The sequence below is a fragment of the Variovorax sp. OV084 genome, assembly GCF_900111625.1.
Classification (GTDB): Bacteria; Pseudomonadota; Gammaproteobacteria; order Burkholderiales; family Burkholderiaceae_C; genus Variovorax.
This window is the reverse complement of record NZ_FOII01000008.1, coordinates 189,974-213,047: the sequence shown is the minus strand read 5'-3', so window position 1 is coordinate 213,047 and position 23,074 is coordinate 189,974. Positions and strand designations below refer to the sequence as shown.

Annotated in this window: 20 protein-coding genes; 7 read left to right on the top strand and 13 right to left on the bottom strand. The window is 66.4% G+C overall.

Annotated elements, in window-relative coordinates; translation table 11 throughout:
- Positions 1-34: 34 nt before the first annotated feature.
- The 6 genes from BMW87_RS21280 to BMW87_RS21255 all read right to left on the bottom strand — a co-directional run bounded on the left by BMW87_RS21280 (position 35) and on the right by BMW87_RS21255 (position 10,127).
- Positions 35-6,163 (bottom strand): Hpt domain-containing protein, encoded by a 6,129-nt coding sequence (locus BMW87_RS21280; protein WP_093078482.1) that lies wholly within the window; start codon positions 6,161-6,163, stop codon positions 35-37.
- 34 nt (positions 6,164-6,197) lie between these two features.
- Entirely contained in the window at positions 6,198-8,513 is a 2,316-nt protein-coding gene (locus BMW87_RS21275) for a methyl-accepting chemotaxis protein (protein WP_093056630.1), read from the bottom strand.
- 42 nt (positions 8,514-8,555) lie between these two features.
- On the bottom strand, positions 8,556-9,089 hold the full coding sequence (locus BMW87_RS21270) for a chemotaxis protein CheW (RefSeq protein WP_093056631.1): 534 nt from the start codon (positions 9,087-9,089) through the stop codon (positions 8,556-8,558).
- A 19-nt stretch (positions 9,090-9,108) separates the two neighbouring features.
- Positions 9,109-9,474, bottom strand: a complete 366-nt coding sequence (locus BMW87_RS21265) for a response regulator (RefSeq protein ID WP_093056632.1) — start codon at positions 9,472-9,474, stop codon at positions 9,109-9,111.
- Positions 9,474-9,872: a response regulator gene (locus BMW87_RS21260; protein ID WP_021012487.1), complete on the bottom strand. Its 399-nt coding sequence runs from the start codon at positions 9,870-9,872 to the stop codon at positions 9,474-9,476. The genes BMW87_RS21265 and BMW87_RS21260 overlap by 1 nt, the downstream gene beginning before the upstream one ends.
- A gap of 84 nt (positions 9,873-9,956) precedes the next feature.
- On the bottom strand, positions 9,957-10,127 hold the full coding sequence (locus BMW87_RS21255) for a rubredoxin (protein ID WP_007838397.1): 171 nt from the start codon (positions 10,125-10,127) through the stop codon (positions 9,957-9,959).
- 111 nt (positions 10,128-10,238) lie between these two features.
- Between BMW87_RS21255 and BMW87_RS21250 the strand changes: the two genes are divergently transcribed.
- Genes BMW87_RS21250 through BMW87_RS21240 form a run of 3 tightly spaced genes read left to right on the top strand, consistent with a single transcriptional unit; the run spans position 10,239 to position 12,970 of the window.
- Complete coding sequence (locus tag BMW87_RS21250; protein ID WP_093078480.1) at positions 10,239-11,201, top strand: bifunctional hydroxymethylpyrimidine kinase/phosphomethylpyrimidine kinase; 963 nt, start codon at positions 10,239-10,241, stop codon at positions 11,199-11,201.
- Positions 11,201-12,481 carry a glutamate-1-semialdehyde 2,1-aminomutase gene (gene hemL, locus BMW87_RS21245; RefSeq protein WP_093078479.1) on the top strand — a complete coding sequence of 427 codons (1,281 nt, stop codon included), beginning with the start codon at positions 11,201-11,203 and terminating at the stop codon, positions 12,479-12,481. Before BMW87_RS21250 ends, hemL begins: the two co-directional genes overlap by 1 nt.
- Positions 12,482-12,484: 3 nt before the next feature.
- The gene (locus BMW87_RS21240; protein ID WP_093078477.1) at positions 12,485-12,970 is read left to right on the top strand and encodes a hypothetical protein; all 486 of its coding nucleotides are present in this window, start codon (positions 12,485-12,487) and stop codon (positions 12,968-12,970) included.
- 107 nt (positions 12,971-13,077) lie between these two features.
- Here BMW87_RS21240 and purH read toward each other — a convergent pair whose 3' ends face one another.
- Genes purH through dusB form a run of 3 tightly spaced genes read right to left on the bottom strand, consistent with a single transcriptional unit; the run spans position 13,078 to position 16,020 of the window.
- Complete coding sequence (gene purH / locus BMW87_RS21235) at positions 13,078-14,685, bottom strand: bifunctional phosphoribosylaminoimidazolecarboxamide formyltransferase/IMP cyclohydrolase (protein ID WP_093078476.1); 1,608 nt, start codon at positions 14,683-14,685, stop codon at positions 13,078-13,080.
- A gap of 16 nt (positions 14,686-14,701) precedes the next feature.
- A complete protein-coding gene (locus BMW87_RS21230; RefSeq protein WP_007838304.1) occupies positions 14,702-14,938 on the bottom strand; it encodes a Fis family transcriptional regulator in 237 nt (78 codons plus the stop codon).
- 17 nt (positions 14,939-14,955) lie between these two features.
- The gene (dusB, locus tag BMW87_RS21225) at positions 14,956-16,020 is read right to left on the bottom strand and encodes a tRNA dihydrouridine synthase DusB (RefSeq protein WP_093056637.1); all 1,065 of its coding nucleotides are present in this window, start codon (positions 16,018-16,020) and stop codon (positions 14,956-14,958) included.
- A gap of 174 nt (positions 16,021-16,194) precedes the next feature.
- Between dusB and BMW87_RS21220 the strand changes: the two genes are divergently transcribed.
- Positions 16,195-16,659 carry a YqaA family protein gene (locus tag BMW87_RS21220; RefSeq protein ID WP_093056638.1) on the top strand — a complete coding sequence of 155 codons (465 nt, stop codon included), beginning with the start codon at positions 16,195-16,197 and terminating at the stop codon, positions 16,657-16,659.
- Here the strand turns inward: BMW87_RS21220 and BMW87_RS21215 are convergent, their stop codons facing one another.
- The 4 genes from BMW87_RS21215 to ychF form a co-directional block, all read right to left on the bottom strand.
- On the bottom strand, positions 16,660-17,334 hold the full coding sequence (locus BMW87_RS21215) for a glutathione S-transferase (RefSeq protein WP_093078474.1): 675 nt from the start codon (positions 17,332-17,334) through the stop codon (positions 16,660-16,662).
- Between the two features lie 110 nt (positions 17,335-17,444).
- Complete coding sequence (locus tag BMW87_RS21210) at positions 17,445-17,630, bottom strand: hypothetical protein (RefSeq protein WP_093056640.1); 186 nt, start codon at positions 17,628-17,630, stop codon at positions 17,445-17,447.
- A complete protein-coding gene (locus tag BMW87_RS21205) occupies positions 17,627-18,148 on the bottom strand; it encodes an ATPase (protein ID WP_093078473.1) in 522 nt (173 codons plus the stop codon). Before BMW87_RS21205 ends, BMW87_RS21210 begins: the two co-directional genes overlap by 4 nt.
- Before the next feature lie 30 nt (positions 18,149-18,178).
- The gene (gene ychF, locus BMW87_RS21200; RefSeq protein WP_093078471.1) at positions 18,179-19,270 is read right to left on the bottom strand and encodes a redox-regulated ATPase YchF; all 1,092 of its coding nucleotides are present in this window, start codon (positions 19,268-19,270) and stop codon (positions 18,179-18,181) included.
- Between the two features lie 208 nt (positions 19,271-19,478).
- On the opposite strand from ychF, the gene BMW87_RS21195 reads away from it, so the two are divergent.
- Genes BMW87_RS21195 through BMW87_RS21185 form a run of 3 tightly spaced genes read left to right on the top strand, consistent with a single transcriptional unit; the run spans position 19,479 to position 23,061 of the window.
- On the top strand, positions 19,479-20,432 hold the full coding sequence (locus BMW87_RS21195) for a sugar ABC transporter substrate-binding protein (protein WP_093078470.1): 954 nt from the start codon (positions 19,479-19,481) through the stop codon (positions 20,430-20,432).
- 44 nt (positions 20,433-20,476) lie between these two features.
- Complete coding sequence (locus tag BMW87_RS21190; protein ID WP_093056644.1) at positions 20,477-22,069, top strand: sugar ABC transporter ATP-binding protein; 1,593 nt, start codon at positions 20,477-20,479, stop codon at positions 22,067-22,069.
- A complete protein-coding gene (locus BMW87_RS21185; RefSeq protein ID WP_093078468.1) occupies positions 22,066-23,061 on the top strand; it encodes an ABC transporter permease in 996 nt (331 codons plus the stop codon). Before BMW87_RS21190 ends, BMW87_RS21185 begins: the two co-directional genes overlap by 4 nt.
- Positions 23,062-23,074: the final 13 nt, after the last annotated feature.

Here is a 23,074-nt window from a genome sequence, read left to right as displayed (position 1 = left end):
GCCCTTTTCTTTATCGCTGCCTGAAAACCGCGCGTCAGGCGGCGGCAGCCAGCGTCGTCGACTCGCTCGTGTACGCACGCACCAGGCGCAGCAGTTCCTCTTCCGAGTACGGCTTGCCGAGGTAGTGGTTCACGCCCAGCGTGCGCGCGTAGTCGCGGTGCTTCTCGGCGATGCGCGAGGTGATCATGATGATCGGCAGCCCGGCCAGCGCGGCGTCGGCGCGGATGTTGCGGGCCAGGTCGAAGCCGTCCATGCGCGGCATCTCGATGTCCGACAGCACCACCGCCGGGCGTTCCTGCTGTAGCCGTTCGAGCGCCTGCAGGCCGTCGGCCGCGAGCGACACGCGATAGCCTTCGCGCTGCAGCAGACGCTGCGTGACGCGGCGCACGGTGATGGAGTCGTCCACCACCAGCACCAGCGGAATCTGCGGTGCCACCGGGGCCAGCACCGGCAACGGCTCCTGCGGCGCGCCCTGCCCGGCCGTAGCCGATGCGGCATGCGCCGGCGCCACCAGCGCGGCGGCCTGGCGCTCGCGCGCCTGTTCGCCGTGCACCGCGGCCAGCGCCACCGGGTTGTAGATCAGCGCCACCGCGCCCGATGCCAGCACCGAGATGCCGGCCAGGCCGGGCAGCCGCGCGAGCTGCGGGCCGAGGTTCTTGACCACGACTTCCTGGTTGCCCAGCACTTCGTCCACGTGCAGGGCCACGCGCTGCGCGGCGCTTCGCACGACCACGATCGTGTTGTTCTTGGCGCCCGCATGCTCGCTGCGGGTCGAGGCCTGCAGCAGCGCGCCGGCCCAGTAGAACGGCACCTGTTCGTGGCCGAAGGGATGGCTGTTGTGCAGGTAGGCGGCCTCGAGGTCGGTTCCGCCCACGCGCTGTACCAGTTCCACCAGGTTCGACGGCACGCCGATCGACACCTCGCCCGCGCGCAGCATCACCACGTGCGTCACGGCGGTGGTCAGCGGCAGCACCAGCTTGAAGGTGGTGCCCTGGCCCGGGTTGCTGTGCGTTTCGATGCGGCCGCCGAGCGCCGCGATCTGCGCGCGCACCACGTCCATGCCGATGCCGCGGCCGGCCAGTTCGGAGACCTGGCCCGCCGTCGAGAAGCCGGGCTTGAAGATCAGCTCGGTGGCTTCTTCGGCCGACAGTTCCTGGTCGTGGCCGAGCAGGCCGAGAGCGCGGGCGCGCTCGGCGATGCGCTTGTTGTCGAGGCCGGCGCCGTCGTCGCGGAAGCTCACCGAGACGTCGTTGCCCTCATGGTGCAGGTCGATGACGATCAGGCCGCTGGCATCCTTGCCGGCCTTCTCGCGCACGGCCGAATCCTCGATGCCGTGGGCCACGCAGTTGCGCAGCAAGTGCTCGAAGGCGGGCGTCATGCGGTCCAGCACGCCGCGGTCCATTTCGATGGAGCCGCCGACGATGTCCAGGCGCACCTGCTTGCCGGTGTCCTTCGAGGCCTGGCGCACCACGCGGTAGAGGCGGTCGGAGATGCCTTCGAACTCCACCATGCGCGTGCGCAGCAGGCCGCGCTGCAGTTCGCGCGTCTGGCGTGCCTGCACGCTGAGGTCGTCTTCCGTCGCCTGCACCGTCTTTTGCAGCGTGCGCTGCACGGTGGCCACGTCGTTCACCGACTCGGCCATCATGCGCGTGAGTTCCTGCACGCGGGTGAAGCGGTCGAACTCCAGCGGGTCGAAGCCCTGTTGCGAGTCCTTGGCTTGCGCCAGGCGGGACTGCATCTGGCTTTCGGCCTGCACTTCGATGTCGCGCAGTTGCTGGCGCAGGCGGTCCAGATTGCCCGTGAGGTCGGACAGCGAGCCGCGCAGCTGGCCCAGTTCGGCCTCCAGGCGCGAACGCGTGATGATGACCTCGCCGGTCTGCGCGACCAGGCGGTCGAGCAGCTGGGTGCGGATGCGTACGGCCTGGCCCGTTGCGGCACGCAGGGGCGTGAGCAGTGCGGGCGCAGGGCGCGGTTGCAGCGTCGTGGGTGCGGCCGGTGCGGCAGCGACGGATTCTTCGTCTTCCAGGCTCGCCACGGGGGCGGCGGTTTCGTCGTTCGCCGGCACGCCGGCCTCGGGCGCCACCTGCAGCAGCTGGGCGGCGGATGCGGTCGCGGTGGCCGCGGCCACGATCTGGGCCAGCTCGACCTGCGTGGCATCGTCGGCCGCGCGCAGCGCGTCGAAGGTGGCCTGCAGGGCGTCGAGGCGCGTCAGCAGCTTTTCGATGTCGGCCCGTTCCGCGCCCTGGGAGCCCAGGACTTCGATCTCGGACTCCATGCGGTGCGCGCGCTCGCCAAGGCGCATGGCGCCGGCCAGTCGTGCGCTGCCTTTGAGCGTGTGCAGCGTGCGCAGCACCGAGGCGCGCGGCGCGCTGTCGTCGGGGTGATGCGCCCACTGGCGCAACGCCTCGCCGAGCTGGGGCAGCAGTTCGGCAGCCTCTTCCTCGAAGATCGGGAACAGGTCGACGTCGACCGCGTCGGCCAGGTCGATGGCGTCTTCGGAATCGTCCAGCGCCACGTCGGCGACGGAATCGCTGACCACCACCTGCTGCAGCGGCCGGACTTCGGCGCGCATGGCAACTTCGGTCGGCATCGGCGAATTGGCGATGTCGCGCAGCGCCTGCAGCGTGCCTTCGGCCGGATCGCGCAGGAAGCCGACGGCGAACTGGTGCAGCAGGCGGCGCAGCTCGTCGGCCGCGGCCACCAGCACCATGCCCTGCTCACGCGTGCCGCTGCCCTGCATCTGCAGATGCTGCAGCGCGGCTTCGAACAGGCGGGCCATGCCCGACAGGCTGTGGAAGCCGACCGTGGCCGAGCTGCCGGCCAGCGAGTGGGCTAGCGCAACGGTCGAGTCGGGCAGGCGTTCGTGCGATTCGAGCGCCCATTCGCCGACGTCGGTGGCGAGCTGGCGCGACCATTCGTCGGCCTCGTTGAGGTAGACGTTGTAGAGCTGGATGCCGATGCGCAGCGGGCCGATGACCTTGACCTGGTCTTCGGCGCTTTCCTGCTGCGCAGCTGGCGCAGCGGCCACGACAGGTTCGGGCGCTTCTGCTTCTGTTTCCTTGTCGGCAACGAGGATCTGCGGTTCTTCGGGCACCGGGGGTGCTTCGAAGATGGGCACGAGCACTTCTTCGGCAACCGCCAGGGCGGGCAGTTCGGGCTCGGGCTCCGGCTCTGCTTCGGCCACTGGTTGCGGCTCGGGTGCGGCGACCGGTTCTTCCGGTTCTTCTTCGTGCAGCGGCAGCGCCGCGGCTTCGATGACTTCGGGCTCGGCTGCAACAACGGCAGCAGCCTGCACGGGCAGCGGCTCGGGCTCCCAGTCCAGGTCGGGCAGGCCGGCCGTGGTCGGCACGGTGGCTTCGATCGATTCGATGACTGGAGCGGGCTCTGCCGGCTCCGGCTCGGCGGCGGCAGGCGTCTTCGCGGGGGGCGCCAGGAAATCGAACTCCTCGCCGCTCGGCAAGGCTTCCAGCGCTGCAGGCTCGGTGGTCTGCTTCGCTTCGAAATCGATGAAGTCGGTCGATGCGAAATCGTCGTCGGGCTCGGGCGTGGCTACCTTCTCGGGCTCCTGCCATGCCACGGTTTCGAACGGCACCTCGGGCGCCGCAGCCAGTGTTGGTGCGGGAGCTTCCGAGGTAAGCGACAGGTCCGGCAGATCGGGCAATTGCAGGGGCGGCAGCTGCGCCGCCACTGGCGCCGCAACCTCGAGCGGTGCGGGCGCGGAATGAGGCGCTTCAGCGGCGATGTGGCGCGCGGCGACCGCCAGGGCCTCCGCATCGGCCACGCGCACCGGCGGGGGCACGGGCTCGCCGGCCAGCAGCGCGTTGGCCACGCGGCTGAACGGTGCCGACTGCCAGCCATGCGCGGAGCCCGAGGCAATGGCCTCGACCCACTGGCTGAAGTCCTTCATCGTGCGTTCGGTGGCCGACAGCAGTTCCGGCGTGGCGGCGCGCTGGTCGGCCAGCCAGGTGTTGAGCACCTGTTCGAGCGACCAGGCGGCGTCGCCGAAGTCGGTGAGGCCGACCATGCGCGAACTGCCCTTGAGCGTGTGGAAGGCACGACGCAGGATCGTGAGTTCTTCGGTGTCGTCCGGGTAGCTGGCGAGTTCGGCGATGGCGGCCAGGCCGTTCTGCACCACCTCGCGGGCTTCGTCGAGGAAGATGTTCTGCAGGTCGTCTTCTTCGAGCTCGGTGACTTCGGTGTCGGGCAGCGCGGACGGACCGGAGATCTTGTTCGTCCAGCTGTCGGCCTTGCCGCTGAATTCCTCGATCGGCGAAACCTTGGCCTTGCGGTTGGGCGTGGCGAGCGCGGCGAGCTTCGAGGCGATCTGTGCGTCGACTTCCTCGATGCTGAGCACGGCCTGGGCGACCGGAGCCGGGCTCGGAGCGGTGCCGTCGGCAGCAGTGCTGTCGGTGGCCTGGCGGCCCATCAGCGGCTTGAGTTCGCCGGCGTCGGCGTCGAACACGAACAGGCGCTTGGCCAGCGCGGGCTGGTAGCCCAGCATGTCGATCAGGAAACCGAGCGCGCCGAGGTTGTTGCCCAGCGCGTCGAAGCCGGCCATTTCTTCGGCCGGCGAGGTGCTGACGAGCATCGCCTCGACGTCATCGCGCATGCGCTGAACGGTGAGCGCGGCCTGGTCGAGGCCGAGCACGGAGAACACACCACGCATCTGCAGGAGCTGCGTCGGCACTGTGCGCAACAGGCCCTTTTCGGCCGGGCGGCGGAAATACTGGTCGAGCGATTTTTCGAGTTCGCTCAGGTGGCTGCGCAGCTCGTCGACCACGGTGCCCATGGTCTGGCGGTCGCTCACGCGGCGGTAGAGGTCTTCCATCCACGGCTCGAGCGGCTCGGAATGGCCGCCCGCGCGCACGCGTTCGATGCGGCCCGCCAGCTGCAGGGTGCGCGAGGTGAGCTGCGGATCGCTCGGGTCGAGGTCTTCGAGCGCGGCTTCCAGGTAGAGCACCGAGGTGGCGACTTCCATCGCGAGTTCGGTGCCCGGGGCCTGGCCGGAGCGCACGGAGGCTTCGACCGAATGGGTCAGCGCCTGCACCATCGGCAGGCTCGGCGGGTGCAGCTTCTGCAGCGATTCGCCGAGCTGCGCGAAGGTGTCGGCCACCTGGCGCGTGCGGGTGATGTCGCCGCCCGAGAGGCCCGACCACATTTCCTTGGCGGTCTCGATACGCTTGCGCGCTTGTTGCAGCACCAGCGGATCGAAGCGGCCGAACTGCTCGACGGTGTAGTCGATGCGCTGTTCGCCGGCGATGCCCCAGGCGCTGCGCACGGTGCGCAGCGTGGCGGCGTCGTCGCTGGCGGTGGGCACGGCCTGCGCGCAGAAGAACAGCAGGTCTTGCCCGAGACGGTCGGACACGAGGCTGTCGCCGCGCGCGAGCGTGGCGTACTGCAGCAGCACGCGCGAGGCGGCGCGCTTGACGTAGGAATCGGGCGTGATCAGCCCGGTGGCCAGGGCTTCGAAGAAGCCGGCGGCCAGGGTCCAGAAGCTGGCGACGCGGGGCAGCAGAGCGCCGCGGCCGAGCCCCAGGCACAGCGCATGCAACCGCCGGGCGGCCTGCACGTCGCCGGTCTTGACCAGTTGCAGCACTTCGCGGTCGAGCTTCGAGCGCACGGCCGGGTCATAGGCGATGGCGGCCTGCGTCAGCGCGGGCTTGACCTCGACCCAGCGCCAGGCGGTGCTCCACAGGTCGGCCGGGTGAACGCGCTCGTTGCCGACGAGCTCCAGCACGTCGCGGTACTGGGGAAACAGCGCCACCGACGACACGGGCTTGCCGGCCAGCAGGGCGTTGAGGAAATCGGTGACGGCGAAGCCGGCACGCTCGATCTTGACCACCGCGGCATCGGTGCAGCGCTGCGGTTCGGCAATGAAGCCCTGCACCGCGAACTCGATGGCGCCGAGCACCAGCGCGGGCGAGGAATGCCCCACCATCTGGAGCGCGCCAACGGCCTGGTGCAGTTGCTGGCGGGCCATCTGCAGCGGGCCGGCCTCGGGCTCGGCTGCAGCGTCCACGTCGCGCACGAAGCGCCGCAGCGACTTGCCTACACCGTCGAGGGATTTCTGGATTTCTCCCAGCACCCAGGCCAGCGGCCCGAGGTCTTCGGTGGCCGGCACATTGCCGGCGAGGGGGGCCGTGGCAGGGGTTTGAATCGACACGTTGGGTGCTCGCCGTTCTTATCTATCTTGTGGGTCAGGCAATCTTGAAACGAGCCACCGAACGACGCAGTTCTTCGGCCATCTGCGACAGTTCGCGCACCTGCTGGGCGGTGGTGCGCGTACCTTCTCCGGTCTGTTCCGTCACGGCAAAAATGTGCTGGATGTTCGCGGCCACCACGTTGGCCGAATCGGCTTCGCGGGAGGCGGATTGCGAAATCTGCTCAATCAGGTCAGCGAGTCGGCGCGACACGCGGTCGATCTCGGACAGCGCGGTACCCGCGTTGTCGGACAGCTTGGCCCCTTCGACCACACCCTGCGTGGAGCGCTCCATGGCGCCCACGGCATCCTGCGTGTCGGTCTGAATCGCCTTCACCAGCGCCGAGATCTGGCGCGTGGCGTCTGCGGAGCGTTCGGCCAGTCGCTGAACTTCTTCCGCCACCACCGAGAAGCCTCGTCCGGCTTCACCGGCCGATGCGGCCTGGATGGCGGCGTTCAGGGCCAGCACGTTCGTCTGTTCGGTAATGTCCGAGATCAGCTCGGTGATTTCGCCAATCTCCTGCGAGGATTCGCCCAGGCGCTTGATCCGCTTGGAGGTTTCCTGGATCTGGTCGCGGATGGAGTTCATACCGCCGATGGCGTTCTGCACGGCCTGCAGACCCGAGGATGCAGCCTGCAGCGACTGGCGCGCCACCGTGGCGGACTCTTGCGCCTGGGTAGACACGCCGTTGATTCGCTCGGCCATGGTCAGCACCGACTGGCCGGTTTCGCGAATTTCGCGCAGCTGTTCGGTCGAGGCGGCCAGCAGCTCGGTCGAGGTGCTTTCCACCTGCGACGTCGTCTGCGCCACGCGGGTAGCCGTGTTCTGCACGTTGCCCACCAGCAGTCGCAGTTCTTCCACCGTGTAGTTCACCGAGTCGGCGATGGCGCCGGTAATGTCCTCGGTCACGGTTGCTTCCTGGGTCAGGTCGCCTTCGGCCACTGTCTGCAGTTCGTTCATCAGCCGAAGAATGGCGGCCTGATTGGCGTTGTTCACGCGGCCGGCTTCGTCGGAAGCCTGTTCGGCAGCCAGACGTTCGCGTTCGGCGACGGCGGCACGTTCACGGCCTTCGCGCACCTGCACGAAACCGATGGCGCCAGCGAGTGCCAGAGCGGCCAGCGACAGCACGAACAGCAGCACGATGGTGCCGGCGCCCAGACCGGTGCGTGCGGAGAGCTTTTCCTGCAGGTCGCCGAGCGACTTACGCAGCGGCTCACTGTCGGTCAGGATGGAAGCCTGCGCTTCACGCGCCGCCACCAGGCCCTGCAGGTTGCCCAGAATGGCCGAAGCCTGTGTGCGCATCTGCTCGTAGGTCTTCAGGATGGCTTCGAGCTGCTGGCGGGTCTGCGGGTCTTTCGAGCCGGGGAAGCGCTGCTGCGCGTTGCCGTCGAGCAGGCCGCGGGTGGTTTCCTGGAAGGTGTTCAGGTCCTTGCCCAGCAGGAACACGGCGTCGGGGTTCACGCCCTCGACCGTGAAGAACTCGTTGGTCGACTTGCCGATGCGCTGCGTCAGCATCACGAGCTGGCCGGCGGCCGAGATTTCAGGCAGCGTGGCGTTCTGCTGCATCTTCAGCGACGCGACGGTTTCCGTCATTTCGAGCAGCGTGGACGACTGCTGGTTGATGTCGCGCAGAGCGGCACCCACCTGCGTCAGGATCTGGCGCTGGGCCAGCACGGCCTTGGCGCTGGCGTCGGCGCGGGTGACGAGAGGATTGATCTTGTTCATCTCCTCGTCGTACTGGTTGCCCACGCGCTCCAGGCGCAACGAGTCGTCGCCGTTGGTCAGGCCCTGCACGCGGCGCGAGAGGTCGTCGGCGCTGTCCTTCACTTCGACGAACGCCGAGGCGCTGCCGACGAGGGCCTGCGAGATCGACTTGGCAAGACGCTGCGACTGCATCAGCGACTGGCCGGTGGCCGCCACCTGCTGCGCCAGGCGTTCCGCGCGAAGAATGGCGGAGCCGGCAACCAGCAGCAGCAACAGCACCACGACGGCCAGCAGGATGGCCAGGATCCGCTGCTGCCTCGCCGGGTTGGAGCCCGCGCGGCCGCCGGTGGTGTCGGGCGCCGCTTCGGCAACCGTGGCGCCCGGCTCGTTGGCGGCGTCGCCGCCGCCGCCCGGCAGGTCGAGCTCGCCGAAGCTGGTGTCCGTGGTCACGGCACCTTTCCTGGCGAGGCGCACGGTTTTCTCGTCCGGAACCTGGACGGTATCGACATCGTCAAGCGATATCGTGGAACCGGAGCCATCGACGCGGGCCTTGTCGTTCCCGTTGTTCACGGGCAGTAATTTCTTGAACTTGTCGGCGATCGAGCTCACGGTCGGTCCTTCAGGTGGTTTCCGGTACGGCGTGCGGGAGCACTACGCACCAATACTCAAAAACTGGGGTTGCTGCGAAAGCGCTTGCAGGTTGACTTCCTGCCAGCGCTCCCCCGCTGCATCGGTAAACAGATGCCCATGCCAGGCAGGTGCTTCTGCGCCAGGAGGCTCGGACGCCGTGAAGGCCTCCGCCCCCCGCAACCCCGCCAGTCGATCGACCAGCAATGCGCAGTTGACTTCGAGCAGCTCGTTGAAAGCAACGAGCCGCGACTGGATGCGCGCCGCCTCGGTGGCGGCCAGCGCGACCGGGACGCCGGAGGCGAATGCCGACAGCTGCACGACGCCATAGAGGCCGCCGCGCAGGTTGGCAACGCCGAGGAACCACGGCTCCGTGTAGGGCACGGGCTGTGGCGGCGTCCAGGGAAAGATTTCGCCGGCGTGTCCCAGCGGAAAGAGGTATTTGCCCTCGCCCGCCTCGACCGCCAGCCACGTGGCAGCCACGCCCGTCGTGCGAGCGGCCTGCAGGCGGCTCGCCAGCCGGGACTGGAAGGCTCTCAGAGCATCGCGATTCGCCATGGACTCGGCAGGCTTTCGCTCAGTTCAGCGCGCTGATCTTGGACATCAGGTCGGCTGCGTTGACCGGCTTCACGATGTAGTCGCGTGCGCCCTGGCGCATGCCCCAGACGCGGTCGGTTTCCTGGTTCTTGCTGGTGCACAGGATGATCGGGATGGCCGCGTACTTCGGGTCGCGGGCAATGGCGCGCGTGAGCTGGAAGCCGTTCTGGCCGGGCATCACGACGTCCATGAGGATCAGGTCGGGGTGGTCTTCTTCCAGGCGGCGCATGGCGTCGTCGGCGTTTTCAGCCGTCTTGACGGCAAAGCCGTTCTTCTGGAGGAGGTCGGTCAGGAACACCAGTTCCGTCTTGGAGTCGTCGACGACGAGGATTTTGCGAATAGGCATTACTGCACTTCCTGTTGAACGATGCCAAACTGCTGCACGGCCTGCAGCAGCTGGTCTTTGGTGAAAGGCTTGGTCAGGTAGTCTTGCGATCCGACCATACGGCCGCGGGCCTTGTCGAATACACCGTCTTTCGAAGACAGCATGACGACTGGAACGTTGGAAAAATGGGCGTTGCGCTTGATGATGGCGCACGTCTGGTAGCCGTCGAGTCGCGGCATCAGGATGTCGCAGAAAATCAGATGCGGCTTGTGGTCGTTAACCTTGGAGAGCGCGTCGAAGCCGTCCTCCGCAAGAAGAACCTCGTGCCCACCCTGCTTCAGAAAAATCTCGGCACTGCGCCGGATGGTATTGCTGTCGTCAATGACAAGCACCTTGTAACCTGATCCATTCGGGCCCATTGCAAACGCTCCTGCTCATGAGACTTGGAAGCCCGCCGCGCCGAACATCGACGCAGACCGCGTAGCTCTATCTATGCCATGCTTTCAGATTTCAACCATTTCGAAGTCTTCCTTGCGCGCACCGCACTCAGGACAGGTCCAGTTCATCGGCACATCGGCCCAGGCCGTGCCTGCCGCGATGCCGTCTTCCGGTACACCAACCGCTTCGTCATAGATCCACCCACAAATCAGGCACATCCAAGTTTTCGTATTCATCGGAGCTTAAAGTCCTTGTTCATTAAATGCAACGAGTGTATCTATGCGTATCTCACTGGCAGACGGTAAACGTCGCGCCTATGCCACCATCCAGGGGATTCCGCCCGGCGTATGACCATCTACTTACTTCCAGCAGACAAAACCCGCAAACCGGGCGATCTTAACGACCCCTCGCAGGATGAAGGCGAGCTGGCCGAGCGCGACCTGAATCCTCCCTGCGTGCTGGTGTTCAACGCCAGCGACCCCAGCGGTGCGGGCGGGCTGGGCGCCGATGCCCTCGCCATGGCGTCGGTGGGCGCACACGTCCTGCCCGTCGTCACAGGCGCCTACGCCAGGGACACGGCCGAGATTTTCGACCACTTTCCCTTCGACGAGGAGGCCATCGCCGAGCAGGCGCGCGCCATCCTGGAGGACGTGGAAGTCCAGTTGATCAAGGTGGGCTTTGCCGGCACCCCCGAGGCCCTGAGCACCATCGCCGAGACCGCCGCCGACTATCCCGAGGTGCCCGTGGTGGCCTACATGCCCAACCTTTCGTGGTGGGACGAGAACCTGATCGAGCCCTATCTGGACGCTTTTCGGGAGCTGGTTTTGCCTCAAACGACGGTGTTGGTTGGAAACCACAGTACTCTGTGGCGCTGGCTGCTTCCGGACTGGAACGGCGAGCGTCCGCCCGGTGCGCGCGACATTGCCAAGGCCGCCGGCGAGTTCGGCGTGCCCTACACGCTCGTAACCGGCATGGTGCTGCCCGATCAGTTCATCGACAACGTGCTGGCCTCGCCGCAGTCGGTGCTCGCCAACGAGAAGTACGAACGGCTCGAAGCAGTCTTCGCCGGCGCCGGCGACACCCTGTCGGCCGCCCTGGCCGCCCTGCTCGCAAGCGGCACCGACCTCGTGGCCGCGACCACCGAGGCGCTGGCCTACATGGACCGCTGCCTCGACGCGGGCTTTCGCCCCGGCATGGGCCACGTGCTGCCCGACCGCCTGTTCTGGGCCGAGCCCGAGGACGACGAAGACGATGAAGACCCGGACGCCGCGCCGGACTTCGCCCTCCCCCCACACGACACCCGACACTGATGACCGACCGCAACGACATTCTTTTCGAGCGCGCCCGCGCCGTGATCCCCGGGGGCGTCAACTCGCCCGTACGCGCCTTCAAGGCCGTGGGCGGCACGCCCCGCTTCATCCAGCGCGCACAGGGCGCCTACTTCTGGGACGCCAACGACAAGCGCTACATCGACTACATCGGCTCCTGGGGTCCGATGATCCTGGGCCATGGCCACCCTGCCGTGGTCGAGGCGGTGCAGAAGGCCGTGCTCGAAGGCTTCTCGTACGGCGCGCCGACCGAGCGCGAGATCGAACTGGCCGAGGCCATCCTCGCGCTGGTGCCGTCGATGGAGATGGTGCGACTCGTGAGTTCCGGCACCGAAGCCGCGATGAGCGCATTGCGCCTGGCGCGCGGCGCCACCGGCCGCAAGAGCATCGTCAAGTTCGAGGGCTGCTACCACGGCCACGCCGACGCATTGCTGGTGAAGGCCGGCTCCGGCCTCGCCACCTTCGGCAACCCGACCTCAGCCGGCGTGCCGCCCGAGGTAGTGCAGCACACCATCGTGCTCGAGTACAACAACCTGCAGCAGCTCGAAGAAGCCTTCGCCCTGCATGGCAGCGACATCGCCTGCCTGATGATCGAAGCCATTGCCGGCAACATGAACTTCGTGCGCGCCACGCCCGAGTTCGCCAAGCGCTGCCGCGAGCTTTGCACGCAGCACGGCGCCCTGCTGATCTTCGATGAAGTGATGACCGGCTTTCGCGTGGGCCTGCACGGCGCACAGGGCGTGCTGGGCATCAAGCCCGACCTCACGGTGCTCGGCAAGGTCATCGGCGGCGGCATGCCGCTGGCGGCCTTCGGCGGGCCGCGAGCGATCATGGAACAGCTTGCGCCGCTGGGCCCGGTCTATCAGGCCGGCACGCTGTCGGGCAATCCGGTGGCCACGGCATGTGGTCTTGCCACGCTGAAGGAAATTGCAAAGCCCGGCTTCTACGAAGCGCTCGGCAAGAAAACGCGCGCGCTGGTCGATGGCCTGAAGGCCGCCGCAGCAGCCGAAGGCCAGCCCTTCAATGCCGACAGCGAAGGCGGCATGTTCGGCTTCTTCCTGATGAAGGACCTGCCGCAAAACTATGCCACCGTGATGACAACCGACAACGCGAAATTCAATGCGCTGTTTCACGGTTTGCTCGATCGCGGCGTGTATATTGCCCCCGCGCTTTACGAGGCAGGCTTCGTGAGCGCAGCCCACAGCGACGACGACATCGCCGCCACCATCGAAGCCGCAAGACAAATCTTCAGGACGCCCTAGCCCATGAACCCCCTGCGCACGTTGCCGGTGCTGAGCATTCCTCTTCTTGCTCTTCTTCTACCCGGCCTGGCAACTGCGCAGTCCTCCTTCGATCCGAAGAACATCTGGATCAACCCGGGTTTCTATTCGGCGCACTTCGACAGTGGCAAGGGCCTGGAGAACGTCAACCAGGGGCTGGGTTTCGAGTACCCGCTGAACGACACCTACCGCCTCACGGCGGGCACTTTCCGCAACAGCGATCGCCGTCAGTCGAACTACGTGGGCCTGTATGTGTTGCCCGTCGAGTTCTACGGCGTGAAGTTCGGCGCCGTGGTCGGCGGCTTCGACGGCTATCCCAACTACCGCAACGGCAACTGGTTCCCGGCCATCCTTCCGGTGGCTGCCATCGAAGGCAAGAACTGGGGCCTCAACATCGCCTACGTGCCGACGATCAAGAACCGGCTGTACGGCGCCATCACCTTCCAACTGAAGTACCGCTTCGGAGAATAGGCTCGCCCCCAGGCTTCGCGCACTTCGTGTCGCTTAGCCAACCCCCACCGGGGGCAACACCTGCGGCCCGGCAAAGCCGGTTCCGCGGTGTTCTTGAAGGAGCGTCGTCAGTGCCTGAAGTGGCGCACGCCCGACAGCACCATCACCACGCCGCGCTCGTCGGCGGCATCGATCACTTCCTGGTCGCGCATCGAGCCACCCGGCTGGATGACGCAGCTCGCGCCCGCATCGACCACCACGTCGAGGCCGTCGCGGAACGGGAAGAAGGCGTCGCTGGCGACGGCGGTGTCCTTCAGCGACAGGCCGGCGTGCTCGGCCTTGATGCTGGCGATGCGCGCCGAATCGAGGCGGCTCATCTGGCCCGCGCCCACGCCCATGGTCATGCCGTTGGCGCAGAAAACGATCGCGTTGCTCTTCACGTACTTCGCGACCTTCCATGCGAAGAGCAGGTCTTGCAGTTGCTGCGGCGTGGGCTGCTTCTTGCTGACCACCTTGAGGTCGCTGGCCGCGAGCTCATGGTTGTCGGCGGTCTGCATCAACAAGCCTGAGCCGATGCGCTTCACGTCCATCGCATTGCGGCCGTTGTCCCAGTCGCTCGCGCCGCCCGGCGGCAGCGATATCTTGAGAATGCGCACGTTCTGCCGGTTCTTGGTCGCCTGGAACAGCTCCAGTGCCTCGGGCGTGTAATCGGGCGCCATCAGCACTTCGACGAACTGCTTGGAGATCTCCTGGGCCGTCGCGCCGTCGACCGATCGATTGAAGGCAATGATGCCGCCGAAAGCCGAGGTCGGGTCGGTCTTGAAGGCCTTGCCGTAAGCCTCGGCAGCATCCTTGCCGATGGCAACGCCGCAGGGGTTGGCGTGCTTCACGATCACGCAGGCCGGCACATCGAAGCTCTTCACGCATTCCCATGCAGCATCAGCGTCGGCGATGTTGTTGTAGCTGAGCTCCTTGCCCTGCAGCTGCTTCGCCGACACGAGCGAACCGGGCGCCGGATACAGGTCGCGGTAGAACGCGGCCTGCTGGTGCGGGTTCTCGCCGTAGCGCAGGTCTTGCACCTTCACGAAGCGGCCGTTGCTTTGCGCGGGGAACAGCGAGCGCTTGGGCGCGGGCTGGCCGATGCTGGCGTCGAAGTCGATGGCCGAGAGGTAGTCGCTGATGGCGCCGTCGTAGTCGGCGATGCGGTTGAACGCGGCGACCGAGAACGCGAACTTGGTCTTGTCGCTGAGCTTGCCGTCGGCCTTCAGCTCGGCAAGCGCCACTGCGTACTGCGATGCGTCGGTGAGCACGCCCACGTCCGTCCAGTTCTTGGCCGCGCTGCGCACCATGGCCGGGCCGCCGATGTCGATGTTCTCGATCGCGTCTTCGAGCGTGCAGCCGGGCTTGGCCACGGTGGCTTCGAACGGGTACAGGTTGACCACCAGCAGGTCGATGGTGTCGATGCCGTGTTCCTTGATGGCCGCCACGTGCGCGGGCAGGTCGCGGCGCGCGAGCAGGCCGCCATGGATCTTCGGGTGCAGCGTCTTCACGCGGCCATCGAGCATCTCCGGAAAGCCGGTGTGGTCGGCAACTTCGGTGACGGGCAGGCCAGCATCGGCCAGCAGCTTGGCGGTGCCGCCGGTGGACAGCAGCTTGATGCCCAGCGCATGCAGCGCCTGGGCGAATTCGAGAATGCCGGTCTTGTCGGAAACGGAGATGAGTGCGGTCTGGGCCATTGGATATGCCGTGGAGTTATTTCAAAAGTTTGTGTTCAACGAGCTTCTTGCGAAGCGTGTTGCGATTCAGGCCCAACCATTGCGCGGCTTTGGATTGATTGCCTTCCGCGCGCGTCATCACGACGTCGAGCAGGGGTTTCTCGACCACGCGCACGAGCATCTCGTACATGCCGTCGGGTTCGGTGCCACGCAGATCGCGAAAGTAGCTGTCCAGACTGGTGCGCACGCAGTCCTCGATATGTTTCTTGCTCATTGCTTCTTCTCTTTTTCTCAATCGACGGCGCAAGCCGCCTCCTCTTCACCTGGCGACGCCTCTTCGTCCGCCAAGTGCTGCACGGGCATGCGGTCCATGCGGTCCGCCAGCCCGTCGAAATAGTCGCCGACCGCGCGCAGCTGCTCGGCACAGTCCTCGATGGTGTTCATGCGTGCGCGAAACGCTTCGCCGTCGGGCAGCGTGCGCACATACCAGCCGATGTGCTTGCGCGCCGTGCGCACACCGCTGTAGTCGCCGTAAAGCGCATAGTGCTCCACGAGATGGTCGAGCAGCAAGCGGCGCACTTCAGCGACCAGCGGCGGCGCGCGGTGCGTGCCCGTTTCCAGGAAGTGCGCGATCTCGCGGAAGATCCACGGGCGGCCCTGCGCGGCGCGGCCGATCATCACCGCGTCGGCGCCGGTGGCCGCAAGCACGTCGCGTGCCTTCTCGGGCGAGCGGATGTCGCCGTTGGCCACCACCGGCACGCGCACCGCAGCCTTCACGGCGGCGATGGTGTCGTACTCGGCAAAGCCCTTGTAGCCCTGCTCGCGCGTGCGGCCGTGCACCGTGAGCATCTGCACGCCGGCCGACTCGAAATCGCGCGCGAGCTTCACCGCATTGCGGTGCTCCTGGCTCCAGCCGGTGCGCATCTTGAGCGTGACCGGCACGCCGAAAGGCTGCGCGGCATCGACCACGGCCTGCACGATTTCAAGCGCCAGCGGCTCGTCGCGCATCAGCGCAGAACCCGCCCACTTGTTGCAGACCTTCTTGGCCGGGCAGCCCATGTTGATGTCGATGATCTGCGCACCACGCTCGATGTTGTAGACCGTGGCCTCGGCCATCATGGCTGCATCGGTGCCGGCAATCTGCACCGCAATGGGGCCCGGTTCGCCATCATGGTTCGCGCGGCGCGATGTCTTGAGCGTGCCCCAGAGTTCCTTGCGCGACGTGACCATCTCGCTGACCGCATAACCGGCGCCGAGTTCGCGGCACAGCATGCGGAAGGGCCGGTCCGTCACGCCGGCCATGGGCGCGACGAACAGGCGGTTTTCCAGCGTGTGGGTGCCGATCTGCAAGGTCATTGGAAAGAGGAGCGTGCGCGTTCGGCTGCTGAAAAATGAGGCACGATTGTAGCCACGCCGCATTTCAGCGACTGAAACGATTTGCGCCCTGGGTACCCGTACAAACACCGGTGCATTCCGGGGCTTTCTCCTGCGGGGTTGCGAAGCACGCGCTGCCTATACTGCGCCGACCTTATGCAAGCCTGGCTCGACTCCCTCATGGCGCTGCTGGCGCTGCCGCAGTACGGTCTCTCGACCTTGTTCGTGGCGGCGTTCGTCTCCGCGACGCTACTGCCGGTGGGCTCCGAGCCCTTTCTCTTCGGGCTGCTCAAGCTCAACCCCGACATGTTCTGGCCGGCCATCGCGGTGGCGACCATAGGCAACACGCTGGGGGGCGCGGTCGACTGGTGGATGGGCTACGGCGCGCACAAGGTGGCCGACAAATACTCGCACTCGAAACATCATGTGCGCGTTCTGGGCTGGCTGGAGCGGCTCGGCCCGAAGGCCTGCCTGCTGAGCTGGCTGCCGCTGGTGGGCGACCCGCTGTGCGCGGTCGCGGGTTGGCTCAAGCTGCCGTTCTGGCCATGCGTTGCCTACATGGCCGTGGGCAAGTTCCTGCGCTACATCACCATGACGGTGGCGCTGCTGCAGATCTTCTGATCAGCTCAACAAGGCGTAGGGGCCGCCGCGTTCGAGCGCGCGCTTGTACGCAGGACGCGCGTGGATGCGCTCCAGGTACGCCATCAGCTTCGGCCGCTTTGCATCGAGCCCGCCGCGCGCCTGCGCAGCTTCGACCACGAAGCTCATCTGGATGTCCGCGCCCGTGAACTCGTCGCCGGCGAACCATTCGCTCTTGCCGAGTTCGGCTTCCATGTAGTTCAGATGGCTTGCGATGTTCGGGTTGATGAACGCCGACTTCGCCTTGGCCGAGATTGCCTTGGCGATCGGCTTCGCGAAGAAAGGCATCTTGCTCGTCTCGATGCGATCGAACACCAGCTTGAGCAGCAGCGGCGACATCGCCGTGCCTTCGGCAAAGTGCAGCCAGTAGCGATAGCGCAGAGCCTCCGGCGAACCGGCCGCGGGCGCGAGGCGGCCGTGGCCGTAGCGCTCGACGAGTGTCTCGATGATCGCGCCCGATTCCGCAAGCGTGAGTCCGTCATCCGTCGTTACCACCGGCGACTTGCCCAGCGGATGAATGGCCCGCAGCGAAGCGGGCGCCAGACTGGTTTGCGGATCGCGCTGGTAGTGGACGATCTCGTACGGCAGCTCGAGTTCTTCGAGCAGCCAGAGCACACGCTGCGAGCGCGAGTTGTTGAGGTGGTGGACGGTGAGCATGAAGGCGGGCCTTGCAGGAAAAATAGGGCGCGCGCAGTCTACCCAAGAAACCGGCCTTGGCGACCCAGCCGGATGTGCGGGCCGGCGGCTGCCAGCACTGTGCTCGACGCCTACTTCACCCCGGCCTTGCGCAGTTCGTCAGCCGTGATGCGGACTGATTTCTGGCCACGTTGCACCACGATGGCAGTGTTGGTGCGCACTGCGGCTTCTCGCGCTTCCCGTGCGGCGCGCCGAATCGCGATCAGCGAAGCGGCCAGGTCCTTGTCCTTTGCTTGCATCAGCTGTTCACGGGTCATGGTGCTTCTCCCCATTCGATGAGGTCTGGCTCTTCGCCAGCGTTGTCGTACAGCGCCCAGGCATCCACCGCAGCGCGATAACGGTCGTCAAAATTCCGACGCCCCGCCTCGAAACGACGGCGAATCACATCTTCAGGAATGTGATGCCCGCCTTGCCGGACACGTTCCGCCACGCGCGCGACTGCAAATTCTGCCGTCGGAAGCGCCAGAAAGAAAAGGCTCACGTGATAGCCAGACTTCCTCCATGCGCCGATGTGGCGCAGATAGCTCAGTCCCGACAACGTGGTCTCGAAAGCAAAGCTCTCCCGACGACGAACGCACTCGGCAATCTCTTCCAGCATCAATCGCCCGGCCTTGATGGCTTCGGCCTCCGGCGCGAAGGGTGACAGCCCGGCGGCGATCAGATCCGCATTGATGAAACGCGAGATTTGCGCTTCCTGCGGAAGGAAAGCGCGGGCGAAGGTAGTCTTTCCCGCCCCGTTGGGGCCCGCAATGATGACGATCTTGGGAAGGCTCATCAACGGAGCATTTCGCTCGGGAGAGTGGCGTCAGGAGCTGAACAGGAAGTTCATCACGTCGCCATCTTTCACGACGTATTCCTTGCCTTCAGAACGCATCTTCCCCGCGTCCTTGGCGCCCTGCTCGCCCTTGAAGGCGATGTAGTCCTCGAACGCGATGGTCTGGGCGCGGATGTAGCCCTTCTCGAAGTCGCCGTGGATCACGCCGGCCGCCTGCGGGCCGGTGTCGCCGATGTGGATGGTCCAGGCGCGCACTTCCTTCACGCCGGCGGTGAAATACGTTTGCAGGCCCAGCAGCTTGAAGGCCGCGCGGATCAGGCGGTTCAGGCCCGGCTCTTCCTGGCCGATCTCGGCGAGGAACATCTTCTTGTCTTCGTCGTCCATCTCGGCCAGGTCGGCTTCGATCTTGGCGCAGATGGCGACCACGGGCGCGCCCTGCTTGGCAGCGTAATCACGCAGGCGGTCGAGATACGGGTTGTTCTCGAAACCGTCTTCCGCCACGTTGCCCACGAACATCGCGGGCTTGGCGGTGATCAGCGTGAAGCTCTTGACCAGCGGCAGCTCTTCCTTGGTGAAGTCGAGCGCACGCACGGGCGTGTTCTCGTTCAGCGCGGCCTGGCAGCGCTCGAGCAGGCCGACGAGCTTCTGCGCGTCCTTGTCGCCGGAACGGGCCACCTTGGTGTGACGGTGCAGCGCCTTCTCGACCGTGGCCAGGTCGGCCAGGCAGAGTTCGGTCTGGATCACTTCGATGTCGGAGATCGGGTCGACCTTGCCGGCCACGTGGATCACGTTCTCGTCGTCGAAGCAGCGCACCACGTTGACGGTGGCGTCGGTCTCGCGGATGTGCGCCAGAAACTTGTTGCCCAGGCCTTCGCCGGTGCTGGCACCGGCCACCAGGCCAGCGATGTCGACGAACTCGACAATGGCGGGCACCACGCGCTCGGGCTTGACGATCTCGCTCAGTTGCGCGAGACGGGGGTCGGGCACTTCCACCACGCCCACGTTGGGCTCGATGGTGCAGAACGGATAGTTTTCCGCCGCGATGCCGGCCTTGGTCAACGCATTGAAAAGGGTGGATTTACCGACGTTGGGCAGGCCGACGATGCCGCATTGCAAACTCATGGGAGGTCCTCTTGGGTAACCCGCGATTTTAGGCGAGCATGGTTGCAGGCCCGTCCGGCAGGTCTTCGAGCTCGCATTTGCTTGCTCAAAACCTCAGGGTTAGCACCGACCGGCAAACGTTTGCGCAAACGTTTCCCTCAGCTAACATCGGAGCCCCCGGCAAAGACCGGCGCACCGTTCTGATCAACCACCTCAGGAGACATTCACCATGAAGTTCACCCGCCGTACCCTGCAAAGCGCCGCCGCACTCACGCTGCTGGGCGCCATGGCCGGAACACCCGCCCTCGCCCAGGACAAGCCCAAGGTCGCGCTGGTCATGAAGTCGCTGGCCAACGAGTTCTTCCGCACCATGGAAGACGGCGCCAAGGCGCACCAGAAGGCCCATGCCGCCGAATACACGCTGGTGGCCAACGGCATCAAGGACGAGACCGACACCTCCGCCCAGATCAAGATGGTCGAGCAGATGGTGGCGCAGAAGATCAACGCGCTGGTCATCGCTCCGGCCGATTCGAAGGCGCTGGTGCCGGTGATCAATGCGGCCATCGACAAGGGCATCCTGGTGGTCAACATCGACAACCAGCTCGACGGTGCCGCACTGAAGGAAAAGGGCATCCTGGTGCCGTTCGTGGGCCCCGACAACCGCGCCGGCGCCAAGCTGGTGGGCGACGCGCTCGCCAAGGAGCTGAAGGCGGGCGACAAGGTCGGCATCATCGAAGGCGTGTCGACCACCTTCAATGCGCAGCAGCGCACGCTGGGCTACCAGGACGCAATGAAGGCCGCCGGCGTGACGGTGGTGGGCGTGCAGTCCGGCCAGTGGGAAATCGACAAGGGCAACACCGTGGCCGCCGGCATGATGCGCGAGCACCCCGACCTGAAGGCCCTGCTCGCCGGCAACGACAGCATGGCGCTGGGCGCCGTGGCTGCGGTCAAGGCCGCGGGCAAGACCGGCAAGGTGCTGGTGGTGGGCTACGACAACATCGGCGCCATCAAGCCGATGCTGAAGGACGGCCGCGTGCTCGCCACGGCCGACCAGTTCGCTGCCAAGCAGGCCGTGTTCGGCATCGAGACCGCGCTGAAGGCCATCGCCGACAAGAAGAAGCAGTCGGAGATGCCCGCCGAAGTGAAGACCGACGTGGTGCTGGTCACCAAAGACTCGAAGTAAGCACACAGCAAGAGAAAGTACAGACGTTGACAGCATCCGCCGCCATGAATCTCACAACGGCCATGCCCGTGCTCTCGCTGAGCGCCATGGGCAAGGACTATGCGGCGCCGGTGCTGGACGACGTCTCGCTCGTGCTCAACGCCGGCGAAGTGCTGGCCCTCACGGGCGAGAACGGCGCCGGCAAGAGCACCCTGTCGAAGATCGTCTGCGGCCTGGTGCAGCCCACGCGCGGCCAGATGCTGCTCGACGGCAAGCCCTTTGCGCCTGGCTCGCGCCGCGACGCCGAGCGGCTGGGCGTGCGCATGGTCATGCAGGAGCTCGGTCTCGTCACCACGCTGTCGGTGGCCGAGAACCTGCTGCTCGACCGGCTGCCCAACAAGACCGGCTGGATCCGCCGCAGCAAGCTGCACGAGCTGGCCGCGCGCCAGCTCGCCAAGATCGGCATGGAGAACATCGACCCGGCCACGCCCGTGGCGCGGCTGGGCATCGGCCAGCAGCAGATGGTGGAGATCGCGCGCAACCTGCAGGACGACACGCGCGTGCTGGTGCTCGACGAGCCCACCGCCATGCTCACGCCGCGCGAAACCTCGCACCTGTTCGAGCAGATCGAGCTGCTGAAGGCGCGCGGCGTGGCCATCGTGTACGTGTCGCACCGCCTCGAGGAACTGCAGCGCATCGCCGACCGCGTGGCGGTGCTGCGCGACGGCCGGCTGGTGGACGTACGCGCCATGGCCGGCGTGCGCGAATCCGAACTGGTGCAGCGCATGGTCGGCCGTGCGGTGCACGAGCACGAGGGCCGCGACCGCCGCGTGGCCGGCCCCGTGTTGCTGAGTGCGCGCGGCATTGGCCGGGCGCAGGTCGTGCGCGACGTCGACATCGACCTGCGCGCGGGCGAAGTCATGGGCCTGGCCGGGCTGGTCGGCTCGGGCCGGACCGAACTGGTGCGGCTGCTGTTCGGCGCCGACCGCGCCGACCGCGGCGAGATCACCCTTTATGAAAACGGCCAGCCCACGAAGCACGCGCGCAAGGGCTGGCGCTCGCCGATGCAGGCCATCCGCGCGGGCATCGGCCTCGTCACCGAAGACCGCAAGTCGCAGGGCCTGCTGCTGACGCAATCGATCCGCGTCAACGCCACGCTGAGCGACCTGGGCGCTATCTCGCACGCCGGCTGGCTGCAGCGCGCCAAAGAGCGCAGCATTGCGCAGAAGCTGGTGGAACTGCTGCGCATCCGTTCACGCAGCATCGAACAACCGGTTGCCACGCTCAGCGGCGGCAACCAGCAGAAGGTGGTGTTCGCGCGCTGGTTGCACCGCGAATGCAAGGTGCTGCTGCTCGACGAACCCACGCGCGGCGTGGACGTGGGCGCGCGCGCCGACCTGTACGCCGAACTCGACCGCATGACCGACGCCGGCAAGGCGCTGCTGATGGTGTCGAGCGACCTGCGCGAACTGATGGCCATGTGCGACCGCATCGGCGTGATGAGCGCCGGCCGGCTGGTCGCGGTGTTCGAGCGCGGCGAGTGGACCGAACAATCGCTGCTGGCCGCAGCATTCAGCGACGCGACAGGACGCGCCGCCAGCCCGCCGACGGTATCTCCCGTTTCCGATTCGACCCCGGTCACCGCCGACACACAATGAACGCCGAAGCCTCCACCAAACAAAACCCGCCGGCCTCGCCCTCCGCACTCAAGGGCCAGCTCGGCACCTACCTGGGCCTGACGGTCGTGCTCGTGGGCATGGTCGCGCTCTTCGGTTCGCTGAGCGAATACTTCCTGACGCGCGAGACCTTCGTCTCCATCGCGAATGAAATTCCCGCGCTGGCCGTGATGGCGGTCGGCATGACCTTCGTGCTGATCATCGCGGGCATCGATCTTTCAGTCGGCTCGGTGCTGGCGCTGAGCGCGGCCGTCACGGCGGCGGCCATCCTCGAATGGAAGCTCTCGGTGCCTGTGGCCGCGGTGCTCGGCCTCGTTACCGGGCTCATCTGCGGCACGGTCACGGGCGCGGTGTCGGTCGCATGGCGGCTGCCGAGCTTCATCGTCTCGCTGGGCATGCTCGAAGCAGTGCGCGGCGGCGCCTACCTCGTGACCGATTCGCGCACGCAGTACGTGGGCGACGCCATCTCGGGCCTGGCCGCGCCGTGGATCGGCGGCATCTCGGCCGCCTTCGTGCTGGCGGTGGTGCTGGTGGTCATCGGGCAGATGGTGCTCACGCGCACGGTGTTCGGCCGCCACGTGGTGGGCATCGGCACAAATGAAGAAGCCATGCGCCTGGCGGGCATCGACCCGCGCCCCATCCGCATCATCGTGTTCGCCGTGACCGGGCTGCTGGCCGGCCTCGCGGGGCTGATGCAATCGGCGCGCCTCGAAGCGGCCGACCCGAATGCCGGCGTCGGCATCGAGCTGCAGGTGATCGCTGCCGTGGTCATCGGCGGCACCAGCCTCATGGGCGGGCGCGGCTCGGTGATCAACACCTTCTTCGGCGTGCTGATCATCGCGGCGCTCGAAGCCGGCCTTGCGCAGGTTGGCGCGAGCGAGCCGAGCAAACGCATCATCACCGGCGCCGTGATCGTGGTGGCGGTCATCATCGACACCCTCCGCCAGCGCCGCGCCGACCGCCGCCTGGCCTGACGACAGCATCCCG

Excerpts from the sequence above, each read along its gene's own strand:
- BMW87_RS21260 (WP_021012487.1), bottom strand. The coding sequence starts at position 9,872 with ATGGGCCCGAATGGATCAGGTTACAAGGTGCTTGTCATTGACGACAGC.
- BMW87_RS21195 (WP_093078470.1), top strand. The coding sequence starts at position 19,479 with ATGAAGTTCACCCGCCGTACCCTGCAAAGCGCCGCCGCACTCACGCTG.
- BMW87_RS21240 (WP_093078477.1), top strand. The coding sequence starts at position 12,485 with ATGAACCCCCTGCGCACGTTGCCGGTGCTGAGCATTCCTCTTCTTGCT.
- BMW87_RS21270 (WP_093056631.1), bottom strand. The coding sequence starts at position 9,089 with ATGGCGAATCGCGATGCTCTGAGAGCCTTCCAGTCCCGGCTGGCGAGC.
- BMW87_RS21230 (WP_007838304.1), bottom strand. The coding sequence starts at position 14,938 with ATGAGCAAGAAACATATCGAGGACTGCGTGCGCACCAGTCTGGACAGC.
- BMW87_RS21220 (WP_093056638.1), top strand. The coding sequence starts at position 16,195 with ATGCAAGCCTGGCTCGACTCCCTCATGGCGCTGCTGGCGCTGCCGCAG.
- hemL (WP_093078479.1), top strand. The coding sequence starts at position 11,201 with ATGACCGACCGCAACGACATTCTTTTCGAGCGCGCCCGCGCCGTGATC.
- BMW87_RS21255 (WP_007838397.1), bottom strand. The coding sequence starts at position 10,127 with ATGAATACGAAAACTTGGATGTGCCTGATTTGTGGGTGGATCTATGAC.
- BMW87_RS21190 (WP_093056644.1), top strand. The coding sequence starts at position 20,477 with ATGAATCTCACAACGGCCATGCCCGTGCTCTCGCTGAGCGCCATGGGC.
- BMW87_RS21215 (WP_093078474.1), bottom strand. The coding sequence starts at position 17,334 with ATGCTCACCGTCCACCACCTCAACAACTCGCGCTCGCAGCGTGTGCTC.
- ychF (WP_093078471.1), bottom strand. The coding sequence starts at position 19,270 with ATGAGTTTGCAATGCGGCATCGTCGGCCTGCCCAACGTCGGTAAATCC.
- dusB (WP_093056637.1), bottom strand. The coding sequence starts at position 16,020 with ATGACCTTGCAGATCGGCACCCACACGCTGGAAAACCGCCTGTTCGTC.
- BMW87_RS21205 (WP_093078473.1), bottom strand. The coding sequence starts at position 18,148 with ATGAGCCTTCCCAAGATCGTCATCATTGCGGGCCCCAACGGGGCGGGA.
- BMW87_RS21185 (WP_093078468.1), top strand. The coding sequence starts at position 22,066 with ATGAACGCCGAAGCCTCCACCAAACAAAACCCGCCGGCCTCGCCCTCC.
- BMW87_RS21210 (WP_093056640.1), bottom strand. The coding sequence starts at position 17,630 with ATGACCCGTGAACAGCTGATGCAAGCAAAGGACAAGGACCTGGCCGCT.
- BMW87_RS21250 (WP_093078480.1), top strand. The coding sequence starts at position 10,239 with ATGACCATCTACTTACTTCCAGCAGACAAAACCCGCAAACCGGGCGAT.
- purH (WP_093078476.1), bottom strand. The coding sequence starts at position 14,685 with ATGGCCCAGACCGCACTCATCTCCGTTTCCGACAAGACCGGCATTCTC.
- BMW87_RS21265 (WP_093056632.1), bottom strand. The coding sequence starts at position 9,474 with ATGCCTATTCGCAAAATCCTCGTCGTCGACGACTCCAAGACGGAACTG.